Consider the following 12,964-nt stretch of genomic DNA (forward strand, 5'->3'; position numbering starts at 1 on the left):
CTCCCTCAGGCGGTCTGCGGTGCCGCGTCGGCGTAGATGTCGGTCCAGAGCTCGGACAGGTCCGGCTCGGGGCTTTCCTTGGAGAATTCGGCCGCCTCGTTGACGATGTCCTTGATCTCCTTGTCGATCTTTTTCAGATCCTCTTCGGAGGCATGGCCGCCGGTCAGCAGCATCTGGCGGACATTTTCGATGGCGTCGCGCTTTTCGCGCATCTCCTGCACCTCTTCACGGGTGCGGTATTTCGCGGGGTCCGACATGGAATGCCCACGGTAGCGATAGGTCATGACCTCGAGGATATAGGGCCCCTTGCCCGCGCGGCAGTGCGCGACGGCGCGTTCGCCCGCGTCCTTGACGGCCAGAACGTCCATGCCGTCGACCGCTTCGCCCTTGATCCCGTAGGCGACGCCGCGTTCCCAGAAATCGGGGGATTTGGTGGCGCGCTTGACGCTCGTGCCCATGGCATACTGGTTGTTCTCGATCACGAAGATGACCGGCAAATCCCAGAGCTGGGCCATGTTGTAGCTCTCGGCCACCTGGCCCTGGTTCGCGGCCCCATCCCCGAAATAGGTGAAGGTGACGCGGTCATTGCCGAGGTATTTGTCGGCAAAGGCCAGGCCCGCGCCGATCGGTACCTGGGCTGCAACGATGCCATGGCCGCCGTAGAAATGCTTCTCCTTGGAGAACATGTGCATCGAGCCGCCCTTGCCCTTGGAATAGCCGCCGATGCGCCCGGTCAGTTCCGCCATCACGCCCTTGGGGTCCATGCCGCAAGCCAGCATATGCCCGTGGTCGCGGTAGGAGGTGACGCGCTTGTCGCCTTCGGAGGCCGCAGCCTCGAGGCCCACCACGACCGCTTCTTGCCCGATATAGAGGTGACAGAAGCCGCCGATCAGGCCCATGCCGTAAAGCTGGCCCGCCTTTTCCTCGAAGCGGCGGATCAAGAGCATCTCGCGGTAATAGCGCTTGAGCTCATCTGCCGAGACATTCGGCGTGGCACCTGCCGGTGCTGCGGCGGTCTTGCGTGGTGGCATTCGGGTCATCCTCCCCCGGGGGTCGCAGAGATAGTTTAACGTTGAACATTTCTCTAGCAGAGGCAACCGCAGATTGCACCCCGCAATCCTGACGCAGGGGCTTGCAGGGGATGCAAGGCTTCACGGCCAGTGCCGCGTCTTGCATATTTGGGGAAAGATGAAGGCAAGGGGGGATGGGCGCGAGCCGCCGCGCGGTTTTGGAGGCCGTATTCCGGCCTCTACCGGCCGAGGCGCTCATTCAGGGCGAAGGCTCAGGGCAAGATGATTTCGTCGGCGCGGACATAGCCCAGCACGTCGCGGGCCTGTTCGTCGAGCAGGTCGAGATCGAGGAAATCATCCGACAACCGGCGCGTCAGCAATTCCATCCGCCCCACTTCGGCCTCAAGCGCGGCAAGCTGGGTTTCCAGCCGATCGGCCTCGGCACTGATCTGGATGCGCTGGAACAGGCCGTAATTCCCCTGCACCGCGGTGAAGGTGAAATAGGCCCCGATCAACAACAGGGCGAGGGGCAGGACAAGCCCGGTGAGCGATGCGCTGCGCGCCATGAGATGATCTGCCTGTGCCTCGGATCAATCGGCCCTCTGACGGGGCCGTAGGGGGAGATTCGCACATTGATTCGCAAAAGGGAATCCCCCCTTTCGATTCGCCCACAGGCAGCGGGCGGCCGCGCTCAGGCGATGGAGGCCGCCCGGATCGCGTCGATCGTGGCACCAAGCGTCGTGTTGAAATCGGCATCCGATTGCCCGGCCGACAGGCCTTCGGTCAGGGCGCGGGAGAAGCTTGCGATCATGCCCGGATTGGCGGCGAGACGCTTGCAGGCCTCGGCCCGGTCATAGCCGCCCGACAGCGCCACGACGCGCATCACGCGCGGATGGGCGATCAGCGGCGCATAAAGACCCGCCTTGGTCGGGATGGTCAGTTTCAGCATCACCTGCTGGCCCTCGGGGATGGCATCGACCCCCTTGAGCAATTCGGCAAGCAAGATCTCCTCGGCCTCGGCCTTGTCGGGGGCCTTGATGTCGACCTCGGGTTCCAGGATTGGGACCAGCCCCTTGGCCAGCACCTGGAAGCCCAGATCGACCTGTTGCGCCACGATATCCGCGATGCCGCCCGCATTGGCCGCAAGGATCACGGAGCGTTCCTTGGTGCCGAAGATCCCCTTGGCGACCGCCCGGTCGAGCAGCGCGTCGAGGCCGGGAATGGGCTTCATCATCTGGACGCCGCTTGCCGCCTCTTCCAGACCCTTGTCGATCTTGAGGAAGGGAACGACGCCCTTGTCCTCCCACAGATAGGTCGCGGCGGGTTTGCCCGCGAAATCGCGGTCCATCGTCTGTTCGAACAGGATCGCGCCGATCACCTTGTCGCCGGTAAAGACGGGCGAGGTGGCGATGCGCGTGCGCATGGCATGGATGAGGTCGAACATCTCGGCCTCGGAGCCATAGGCGCTGTCCTCGATCCCGTAGAGCCGCAGAGCCTTGGGGGTCGATCCGCCCGATTGGTCGAGGGCGGCGATGAACCCCTGTCCGGTGGCGATCCGGTCTGTCATGGCGGCTTGGGGCATCTGTCTCGCTCTCCTGATGGGCTGGGTGTCGCGCCTGTCTGCCAAAGCGGGCGGGCGCTGTCCATTATGGTGGCGCAAACAGTGGCCGTTCAGCCCGCCTGTTCCAGCGCGGCGACGCCGGGCAGTGTCTTGCCTTCCATCCATTCCAGGAATGCACCGCCCGCCGTCGAGACATAGGTGAAGCGATCGGCAGCCCCCGCATGGTTCAGCGCCGCGACCGTGTCGCCGCCCCCCGCGACGGAGACAAGCCGCCCTGCCGCCGTCAGATCGGCGGCGGCCCGTGCGGCCGCGATGGTCGCCGTGTCGAAGGGCGCGATCTCGAAGGCGCCGAGCGGCCCGTTCCAGATCAGCGTCCGGGCCGTGTCGAAAGCCGCGATGATGCGGGCGACCGTCGCGGGGCCTGCGTCAAGGATCATGCCGCCCTCGGGCACGGCATCTGCGGCGACCGTCACGTGATCGGCCCCGGCGGCGAAGCGCTCCGCCACCACGACATCCTCGGGCAGGATGATCTCGCAGCCCTTGGCCTTTGCCTTGTCCATGATCGCGCGGGCAGTGTCGGCCAGATCATGTTCGCACAGGGATGTGCCGACATTCAGCCCCTGTGCCGCCAGAAACGTGTTCGCCATGCCGCCGCCGATGACCAGCCGGTCGACCTTTTCGATCAGGTTCGACAGCAGGTCGAGCTTGGTCGACACCTTGGCCCCGCCCACGACCGCGACCACGGGGCGCTCCGGCTTGCCAAGCGCTGCCTCCAGCGCGCGCAATTCCGCCTCCATCAGGCGACCGGCACAGGCCGGCAAGAGATGCGCCAGCGCCTCGGTGGAGGCATGGGCCCGGTGCGCCGCAGAAAAGGCATCGTTGCAATAGATATCCCCCAAGCCTGCCAGGTCGGCGGCAAAGCCCGGATCGTTCTTTTCCTCGCCGGGAAAGAAGCGGATGTTTTCCAGAAGCAGCACCTCGCCCGGTGCCATCGCGGCGATGGCGGTGCCGAAATCCTCGGCGGCAAAGCCCACGGGCTGGCCCAGGGCGGCCTCGAGCGCGGGCAGCGTCACCTTGAGCGACATCTCCGGCACGACCTTGCCCTTGGGCCGGTCGAAATGGGCGATCAGGACGGGCTTGCCCCCCTTGGCCAGGATGTCACGGATCGTGGGCAGGATGCGCGTGATGCGGGTGTCATCGGTGACGCGACCGTCCTGCACGGGCACGTTGATGTCCACGCGGGTCAGAACGACCTTGCCCGACAGGTCCATGTCATCGAGGGTTTTCCAGCTCATCGCATTCTCCGTCTTCTGTTCGCGCAGGTCATATCACGCGCCGCGTGACAGGCCAGAGACTTGGGGCCAGAGGCTTGGGACCGCCGGTGGCCTCAGCCCCGCTTGATCGGCACGCCGTAAAGCTCCAGCCGATGGCCCTTGAGCCTGTAGCCCAGCTTTTCCGCGATCTTTTCTTGCAGCGCCTCGATCTCGGGATCGACGAATTCGATCACCTCGCCACTGTTCATGTCGATCAGGTGGTCGTGGTGGTCGCGTTCCGCATCCTCGTAGCGGGCGCGGCCATCGCCGAATTCCAGCCGGTCCAGAATGCCCGATTCCTCGAACAGCTTCACCGTGCGATAGACCGTGGCGATGGAAATGCGCGGATCGCGGGCGCTGGCGCGGGCGTAAAGCTCTTCCACATCGGGATGGTCGGTCGCCTGTTCCAGCACTTGGGCGATGACGCGGCGCTGCTCGGTCATGCGCAGGCCGCGCGCCTCGCAGCGGCCTTCGATCGTGTCGGTCATGGCGGGCCCCGTCGCATTTTCCGTGGGCCGCAGGTTTAGGCGATTTGCACGCGCGGGAAAAGCCGCAAGGCGTCGTGGTCAAGTGCCGCAGAAGGTGCGGGTGACATGCTCGCCATCCTCGGGCGCGGCTTCATAGGCCGCAAGCTCGGGGGCTTCGGCAAAGGGATCGGCAAGGGCTGCCATCAGCGCGCGGAACGGGTCGTAATCGCCATCGACCGCATTGGTGATCACCTGTTCGATCCGGTGGTTGCGCGGGATGCGAGCGGGATTGACCGCGCGCATGCGCGCCACGCGCTCATCGGCGCCGATATCCTCCTGCGCGAGCCTCGCACGCCAGCGCACCAGCCAGGCATCCAGGATGGTCGGATCGATGAATTCGTCCCGCGCCCAGGACGGATCGGGGTGCGACAGCGCGCGGAAGGTGCGGGTGAAATCGGCCCCGTTCTCGGCCATGATATTCAAAAGATCGAAGGCAAGGCTGGCATCGCCTTCCCGGTTCTCGCCCAGGCCCAGCTTTCTGGCCAGAACCGCCTGCCATTCGGCATCGAACCTGTCGGCGAACCCGTTCACGGCGGTGGTAAAGACCTCGATCCCCTCGTCGCGGTCGGGGATCAGCGCCAAAAGCGCTGTCGCCAATTGCGCCAGGTTCCAGACCGCGATCCGGGGCTGGTTGGCAAATGCGTAGCGCCCGAACTGGTCGATCGAGGAAAAGACCGTATCGGGATGATAGGCATCCATGAAGGCGCAGGGGCCGTAATCGATGGTCTCGCCCGAGATCGCCATGTTGTCGGTATTCATCACCCCATGGATGAAGCCCACGCCCATCCATTGCGCGATCAGCCGCGCCTGCGCGCCGATCACCCCATCCAGAAGACCCGCAGGCCCGCTTGCTCCCGGATAATGCCGCGCGATGGCATGATCGCAAAGCGCCTGCAGCGCCTCGGTATCCTTGCGCGCGGCGAAATACTGAAACGTCCCCACCCGGATATGGGAGGCCGCGACACGGGTGAAGACCGCACCGGGCAAAAAGCCCTCGCGCTGGATGATCTCGCCCGTGGTGACGGCGGCAAGCGCCCGGGTCGTGGGAATGCCCATCGCGGCCATCGCCTCGGACACGATGTATTCGCGCAGGACCGGCCCAAGCCAGGCGCGCCCGTCGCCCATGCGCGAATAGGGCGTCTGGCCCGCGCCCTTGAGCTGGATGTCGAAGCGCGCGCCATCGGGGGCCACCACCTCTCCCAGCAGAATCGCGCGCCCATCGCCCAGACGCGGCGACCAGCCGCCGAACTGGTGCCCGGCATAGACCTGCGCCAGCGGCTCCGCCCCCTCGGGCAGGGCGTTTCCGGCAAAGATGCTGGCGATCTCGGTCTCATTCTGGGGGAGCGCGATGCCCAGCCGCGCGGCCAGCGCATGGTTCACCGCCACCAACCGGGGCGCGGTGACAGGCACCGGGGGCTGGCGGGTGTAGAACCTGTCGGGCAGGCGGGCATAGCTGTTGTCAAAGGGGAAACGGGGGGTCATGGGCCCTCCTTTCCAGACAGAGATAGGCGGTCAGGCCCCCGGGGGAAAGGGTCAGAGCCGCGCAAGTCGCGCGGTGAGCAGATCGTAAAAGCCGTCAGCCCTCACATCGCCCATGAAATGGGCATTCGCGGGCCGCTTGGTCACGCCCCACCAATCGGCCACCGTCATGCCCCGCGTCAGCTCCGACCGGGTCTCGATCTCGACATTGATGTGGCGACCCGAAAACAGCTCCGGCGCGATCAGCCAAGCGATGACGCAAGGATCATGAAGCGGCGCGCCGTCATGGCCGTATTTCTCCATGTCGAACCGTTCGAAGAAATCCGTCCATTGCGCGACCGCATGGGCGACGGGCGTATCAAGCGCGCGGATCGCCTCGATCCTTGGCCGCGTGGTCAGCACCTTGTGGGTCACGTCAAGCGGCATGACGGTCAGCGGCACACCGGATTTGAACACGATTTCAGCGGCTTCAGGGTCGACATAGATGTTGAATTCCGCCGCGGGCGTGATGTTGCCCACCTCGAAATAGGCCCCGCCCATCAGCACGATCTCTTGGACACGACCGACGATGTCGGGCGCCTTGCGAAAGGCCGTGGCGATATTCGTGAGCGGCCCGAGCGGGCAGAGCGTGACACTGCCCGAAGGCTCCGCGCGCAGCGTCTCGATGATGAAATCGACGCCGTGCATCTCCTGCAGCGGCATGGTCGGCTCGGGCAGGTCGATCCCGTCGAGCCCCGTCTTGCCATGGACATGTTCGGCGGTGACGAGCGTATGGGCGAGCGGTCTCTCGCAGCCCGCGAAAACCCGGATGTCGCGCCGCCCCGCCAATTCGCAGACGATCCGCGCGTTTTTCTGCGTCAGGGCCAAGGGCACATTGCCCGCGACGGCGGTGATCCCCAGAACCTCGACCTCTTCGGGGGAGGCGAGCGCGAGCAAGATCGCCACCGCGTCATCCTGACCGGGGTCGGTGTCGATGATGATCTTGGCTGGCATGGGCGCGCTCCTGTCTGTCGCGGCGCAGGTTTCACCGTCGCGCCGCAGACTTCAATGCCTCCGGCGGGCATATTTGGGGAAAGATGAAGGGGCAAAGCAAAAAGACCGCCCCGTGTGGAGGCGGTCTTTCGCAGGTCCGTGTCGCCTGGATCAGCGGTTCTCGATCTCGACGTAATCGCGCAGCGTTTCGCCCATGTAGAGCTGGCGCGGGCGACCGATCTTCATCGCGGGATCGGCCAGCTGTTCCTTCCACTGCGAAATCCAGCCGACCGTGCGCGAGACGGCGAAGATCGGCGTGAACATCGAGGTGGGGAAGCCCATCGCCTCGAGGATGATGCCCGAGTAGAAATCGACGTTCGGGAAGAGCTTTTTCTCGATGAAATACTCGTCGTTGACCGCGATGCGCTCCAGCTCCTTGGCGATCTGGAGAAGCGGGTTGTTTTCCACGCCCAAGAGGTCCAGCACCTCGTCGGCGGATTGCTTCATCACCGTCGCGCGGGGATCGAAGTTCTTGTAGACGCGGTGGCCAAAGCCCATCAGGCGGAACGGATCGTTCTTGTCCTTGGCGCGGGCGATGAATTCGGGGATGCGGTCGGGCGTCCCGATTTCCTTGAGCATCTCGAGGCAGGCCTGGTTGGCCCCGCCATGGGCAGGCCCCCAAAGGCAGGCAATGCCCGCCGCGATACAGGCAAAGGGGTTCGCGCCGGAGGAGGAGGCAAGCCGCACCGTGGAGGTGGAAGCGTTCTGCTCATGGTCGGCATGCAACGTGAAGATGCGGTCCATCGCGCGGGCCAGGACCGGATCGACCACGTATTCCTCGGCGGGCACGGCAAAGCACATCCGCAGGAAGTTCGAGGCGTAATCGAGGTCGTTCCTCGGATAGACGAAGGGCTGGCCGATCGAATACTTATAGGCCATGGCCGCGATCGTCGGCATCTTGGCGATCAGGCGGTGGCTGGCGATCTCGCGCTGGCGTTCGTCGTTGATGTCGGTCGAATCGTGGTAGAAGGCCGACATAGCGCCCACGACCCCCACCATTGTCGCCATCGGATGCGCATCCCGCCGGAACCCCCGGAAGAAGTTGTGCATCTGCTCGTGGATCATCGTGTGGCGCGTGATCGTCGTCTCGAATTGCTCGAGTTCCGCGGCAGAGGGCAGTTCGCCGTAGAGCAGCAGGTAGCAGACCTCGAGGTAATGCGATTTCTCGGCCAGCTGGTCGATCGGGTAGCCGCGATGCATCAGCTCGCCCTTGTCGCCGTCGATATAGGTGATGGCGCTTTCGCAAGACGAGGTGGAGGTGAAGCCGGGGTCATGGGTGAAAACACCCGCCTTGGCGTAAAGCTTGGTGATGTCGATGACATCGGGGCCGGCCGTCGGCGAATGGATCGGCAGCTCGTAGCTTTGCCCGTCAATCGTCAAGGTTGCGGTTCTGGTCGTCTCTGCCATGGTCGTCCCTTCTCCGTCTTGGCCTGTCGCCGCGCCGGATTGGCGCTGCGCGGTAACTGCACGGGGCGTGCCAAGTGCGCATGGCCGACCCCGGTTCGTCTCGGTCTCGCGCAGCCCCCGACCCGTCAGCCGTCGCGGGAAGCTGCCTCGGTCAACCGCGCAAGGCTCTCCTCGCGTCCGATGACCAGCATCATGTCGAAGACGCTTGGCGTGACGCTGCGCCCGGCAAGGGCCGCGCGCAGGGGCGCGGCGAGCTTGCCGAATTTCGTCCCATGGGCCTCTGCCGTCCGGGTCAGCACCGCCTCGAGCGTGTCGCGATCCCAGCTAACATTCTGCAACTGCGCAGTCAATTCATGCAGTATACCACGGGATACCGGGTCCAGCGCGGCCTGCGCCTTCTCGTCGAGCTGCAAGGGGCGGGAGGCCAAGGCAAACTGGCCCTTTTCCAGCAGATCGGGCAGGGATTTCGCGCGATCCTTGAGGCAATACATCGCAGCAGCCATCAGATCGTGCTGCGCCTGCGAAAGGGGCGGCCGCCCCGTCAGCGCAAGGAAATCATCGATTTCGGACAAAAGCACGTCATCCGACATCCGGGCGATATGCCAGCCCGCGACATTCTCGAGCTTCTTCATGTCGAGCCGCGCGGGTGCGCGCCCGATGCCGGGCAGATCGAACCACTCGATGGCCTGCGCATCGGTGAAGAGCTCGTCATCCCCATGGCTCCACCCCAGCCGCGCCAGGTAATTGCGCATGGCCGCCGCCGGAATGCCCATCTCGGCATATTCCATGACGCCGGTGGCCCCGTTGCGCTTGGACAGTTTCTTGCCGTCCTCGCCATGGATCAGCGGGATATGCGCCCAGACCGGCTCCGCCCAGCCCATGGCGCGGTAGATCTGCGCCTGGCGCGCGGCATTGTTGAGATGGTCATCGCCCCGGATCGCATGGGTGACCCCCATGTCATGGTCATCGACCACCACGGCCAGCATGTAGGTGGGCGTCCCGTCCGAGCGCAGCAGGACCATGTCGTCGAGCTGGTCGTTGCGAAAGATCACGCGCCCCTGCACCGCATCCTCGATCACCGTTTCCCCGTCGCGCGGCGCGCGCAGCCGGATCACGAAGGGCGCATCGGGGTGGCTGGCCGGATCCGCATCGCGCCAGGGGCTGAGATAGAGGGTCGAGCGCCCCTCGGCCCGCGCCGCCTCCCGAAAGGCTTCGATTTCGTCCTGGCTGGCAAAGCATTTGTAGGCATGGCCCTTGGCCAGCATCTCGTGGGCCACCTCGGCGTGGCGGGGGACACGGGCGAATTGGCTCACCGCCTCCCCGTCCCAATCAAGGCCCAGCCAGCGCATGCCCTCCAGAATGGCCTCCGTCGCCTCGGGGGTCGACCGCGCCCGGTCCGTATCCTCGATCCGGAGCAGGAACTTGCCGCCGCGCCCGCGCGCGTAAAGCCAGTTGAACAGCGCCGTGCGCGCCGTGCCAATATGCATGATCCCCGTGGGCGAGGGCGCGATCCGCGTGACGATCTGCGAGGAATTGGTCATTTCTCATCCCTTCCGCGTCCCGGCCTTCGGGCGCGCGTTAACCTGTTGGAAACCATGTCCGGGCAAGACTGGGGCTCGTTACCGCAACTCTCGGGGCGCTGACAAGCAAGTGGCGGCCAGGGCCATCGGTCCGGGCCGCGCAAGGGACGGGGCCGGACACGTGGCAGGGCAGGCGGATGCCATCTTGGCGCCAGCGCGCGCAGCCTCGGGTCCCGCCCGGCTGGTCGCGCCGTTCGTGGGGATGCTGCACCGCCAGCGCGGCGCGCTCATGCCATGGTCGGCGGTCCTACTGGGCCTTGGCGTTGCCCTCTATTTCGCCCTGCCTGTGGAACCGGGGCCCCTTGCGCTTGGCGCGGCGCTCCTTCTGGCGCTTGCCGGCGGGGTCGGGGCCATGCGCTGGCGTGATGGTCTCGGGCCGCTCTGGCTTGGGGTCGCGCTTGTGGCCTGCGGCCTCATGGCGGCGGCGGGCCGCACCCATCACCTTGCCGGTCCGGTGCTCGATTTCCGCTATTACGGCGCGATCGAGGGGCGGGTGGTCGGCGTCGACCGCTCCGCCTCCGATGCGATCCGGCTGACGCTCGACCAGGTCCGGCTCGAAGATATGGACCCCGCCCGCATCCCGCACCGCATTCGCGTCTCGCTCCACGGGGCGGGGCAGGGGGCGGCACCCGAACCGGGCAGCATCGTGATGATGACCGGGCATCTCTCGGCCCCGGCAGGCCCGGCCGAGCCGGGCGGCTTCGACTTCCAGCTTCACGCCTATTTCCTGTCCTTGGGGGCCGTCGGCTATACCCGCACGCCCGTCGTGCTTCTGGAACACCGCGCGCCGGGGGCGGCGTGGCTTTTCCACCTGCGCCTGGCCATGTCGGCCGCGATCCGGGACCGTATCGGGGGCCAGCCCGGGGCCTTTGCCGCCGCCGTCCTGACCGGCGACCGCTCGGGGCTCGACGCCGCCCCGGTCGAGGCGATGCGCGCGGCCAACATCGCCCATCTTCTGGCCATTTCCGGTCTGCACATGGGGCTTCTGACCGGCTTCGTCTATGCCGCCCTGCGCCAGATCCTCGCGCTGATCCCGGCACTCGCCCTGCGCTACCCGATCCGCAAATGGGCAGCGGTCGCAGCACTTGGGGCAGGGGCCTTCTATCTCGCGCTCTCGGGGGGCAACGTGGCCACCGAACGCGCCTTTATCCAGGTCGCGGTCATGTTCTGCGCCGTGCTTCTGGACCGCCGCGCCCTGACGCTGCGCTCGGTCGCCATCGCCGCCGTGATCGTGCTCCTGCACCGGCCCGAGACGCTTCTGTCCCCCGGCTTCCAGATGTCCTTTGCCGCCACGGCGGCGCTGGTCGGTGTCTTCGGCGCGCTGCGCGGGGCATCCTGGATGCAGGATTGGCCGAAATGGGCCAAGGGGGCCTTTGCCCTTCTCGTCTCCTCTGCCGTGGCGGGGGCGGCGACTGCGCCTTACGGGGCGGTGCATTTCAACCAGATCGCGGTCTACGGGCTTCTGGCCAATCTCCTGACCGTGCCGGTCATGGGCAGCGTGGTGATCCCCGGCGCGGTTCTGGCGGCGATCCTCTGGCCCCTTGGCCTTTCCGGCCCGGTCTGGTGGGTGATGGATTGGGCCTTGTCCTGGATCCTCGGCGTGGCCGATGTCGTGGCGGCCCTTCCCGGCGCGGTGTCCCCTGTGCCGACGCCCGCCGCCTGGACGCTCGGCGCGGTCACGCTGGGCGCGCTTGTCGTCCTGCTCTGGCAGGGGCGGGGGCGCTGGCTTGGCCTGCTGCCGGTCGCAGCGGCCCTCTTCCTCTGGTCGGGCGCGGATCGGCCCGCGATCCTCGTCTCCGACAGCGGCACCCTGGTCGGCGTGATGACCGAGGCGGGCCGCGCCCTCAGCCGCGACCGGGGCGCGGGCTTTGTCGCGGAAATCTGGCTCGAGAATGACGGTGATCCCGCGACCCAGCCTCAGGCCGCCGCCCGCCCCCTGTGGCAAGCCTCGGGCGCAGGGCAATCCGCCCGCTTCGGCACCTGGTCGATCTGGCACGGCACGGGCCGCGCAGCCCTGGCCGAGGCTCCAGCCGCCTGCGCCGCCCATAGCCTCGTCATCCTGTCCGAAGCCGCCCCCGACGGCCCGCTCGCCGCCTCCGCCAGAGCCCTTGCCGAAACGCTTTCCGAAACGCTCGCCACAGGTCAGGCAGATACGTCCTCGATCCTCGCCCACGGACCCAGCTGCCATGTCCTTGATGGCCCGCTTCTGGCCCTTACCGGCGCACTAGCCCTCACGCCCGAGGGCGACAGGCTCCAGATCCTCACCGCGCGCCGGGCGCAAGGCGACCGCCCATGGTCGCCCCGCCAGACCGATCCCCGTCCTCAATAGGTGCGGATCAACCCCACCAGCTTGCCCTGAACGCTGACCTGGTCATCGCGGAACACCCGCGTTTCATAGGCCGGGTTCGCCGCCTCCAGCGCGATCATCCCGGACTTGCGGCGCAACCGCTTGAGCGTCGCCTCCTGCCCCTCGACCAATGCCACGACGATATCCCCGTTATCGGCCGTCGATCCTTCCTCGATCACCACGATGTCGCCATCGTTGATCCCGGCCTCGATCATCGAGTCCCCGCGCACTTCCAGCGCGTAATGGCTGCGCCCCGCGCGCATCATCTGATGCGGCACCGCGACATGGGTCTCGATCTGGGAAATGGCCTCGATCGGCGTGCCCGCCGCGATCCGGCCCATCACCGGGACCTCCATCGCCGCAGCCTCCACCGGCATCGCGCCGCGCGGCGGGTCCGTCCTGTCGCCCGCGATGACGCGCGGCTCGAACCCGGGCCGCTCCACCGCATCGGGCATCTTCACGATCTCGAGCGCGCGCGCCCGATGCGCCAGCCGCCGGATGAACCCCCGCTCCTCCAGCGCCGTGATCAGCCGGTGGATGCCCGATTTCGACCGCAGGTCCAGCGCCTCCTTCATCTCGTCAAAGGATGGCGGCACCCCGTCGCGCTGCACGCGCTTGTGGATGAATTCCAGCAGGTCACGCTGCTTGCGGGTCAGCATCGGCTCACTCTCCTCAAACCGGGCCTCCGGGGCCTTTGTTCGGGTAATG

General features: G+C 66.3%; 11 protein-coding genes. 1 reads left to right on the plus strand and 10 read right to left on the minus strand.

Features of this window, described 5'->3' with window-relative positions; translation table 11 throughout:
- Positions 1-5: 5 nt before the first annotated feature.
- From pdhA to gltX, 9 genes are all read right to left on the minus strand, one after another.
- Positions 6-1,031 carry a pyruvate dehydrogenase (acetyl-transferring) E1 component subunit alpha gene (gene pdhA, locus AABA51_RS06095; RefSeq protein ID WP_338275450.1) on the minus strand — a complete coding sequence of 342 codons (1,026 nt, stop codon included), beginning with the start codon at positions 1,029-1,031 and terminating at the stop codon, positions 6-8.
- 251 nt (positions 1,032-1,282) lie between these two features.
- Complete coding sequence (locus AABA51_RS06100; RefSeq protein ID WP_338275451.1) at positions 1,283-1,576, minus strand: FtsB family cell division protein; 294 nt, start codon at positions 1,574-1,576, stop codon at positions 1,283-1,285.
- Between the two features lie 125 nt (positions 1,577-1,701).
- Complete coding sequence (locus AABA51_RS06105) at positions 1,702-2,592, minus strand: fructose bisphosphate aldolase (RefSeq protein WP_338275454.1); 891 nt, start codon at positions 2,590-2,592, stop codon at positions 1,702-1,704.
- Positions 2,593-2,681: 89 nt separating this feature from the next.
- Positions 2,682-3,866 carry a phosphoglycerate kinase gene (locus AABA51_RS06110; protein ID WP_338275457.1) on the minus strand — a complete coding sequence of 395 codons (1,185 nt, stop codon included), beginning with the start codon at positions 3,864-3,866 and terminating at the stop codon, positions 2,682-2,684.
- Positions 3,867-3,958: 92 nt separating this feature from the next.
- Entirely contained in the window at positions 3,959-4,372 is a 414-nt protein-coding gene (locus AABA51_RS06115) for a Fur family transcriptional regulator (protein ID WP_338275459.1), read from the minus strand.
- A gap of 78 nt (positions 4,373-4,450) precedes the next feature.
- Entirely contained in the window at positions 4,451-5,893 is a 1,443-nt protein-coding gene (locus AABA51_RS06120) for a protein adenylyltransferase SelO (RefSeq protein ID WP_338275461.1), read from the minus strand.
- Between the two features lie 51 nt (positions 5,894-5,944).
- Positions 5,945-6,883, minus strand: a complete 939-nt coding sequence (locus AABA51_RS06125) for a nucleoside hydrolase (RefSeq protein ID WP_338275463.1) — start codon at positions 6,881-6,883, stop codon at positions 5,945-5,947.
- Positions 6,884-7,033: 150 nt separating this feature from the next.
- A complete protein-coding gene (locus AABA51_RS06130) occupies positions 7,034-8,329 on the minus strand; it encodes a citrate synthase (protein WP_338275466.1) in 1,296 nt (431 codons plus the stop codon).
- A gap of 125 nt (positions 8,330-8,454) precedes the next feature.
- Positions 8,455-9,870, minus strand: coding sequence for a glutamate--tRNA ligase (gene gltX, locus AABA51_RS06135; protein ID WP_338275468.1), 1,416 nt, complete (start codon positions 9,868-9,870; stop codon positions 8,455-8,457).
- 184 nt (positions 9,871-10,054) lie between these two features.
- Between gltX and AABA51_RS06140 the strand changes: the two genes are divergently transcribed.
- The gene (locus AABA51_RS06140; protein ID WP_338275471.1) at positions 10,055-12,238 is read left to right on the plus strand and encodes a ComEC/Rec2 family competence protein; all 2,184 of its coding nucleotides are present in this window, start codon (positions 10,055-10,057) and stop codon (positions 12,236-12,238) included.
- Here the strand turns inward: AABA51_RS06140 and lexA are convergent.
- Complete coding sequence (gene lexA, locus AABA51_RS06145) at positions 12,232-12,915, minus strand: transcriptional repressor LexA (protein WP_338275473.1); 684 nt, start codon at positions 12,913-12,915, stop codon at positions 12,232-12,234. The two genes, AABA51_RS06140 and lexA, sit on opposite strands and share 7 nt — an antisense overlap.
- Positions 12,916-12,964 lie beyond the last annotated feature (49 nt).

Source organism: Roseicyclus marinus (assembly GCF_036322625.1).
Taxonomy (GTDB): domain Bacteria; phylum Pseudomonadota; class Alphaproteobacteria; order Rhodobacterales; family Rhodobacteraceae; genus Roseicyclus; species Roseicyclus marinus_A.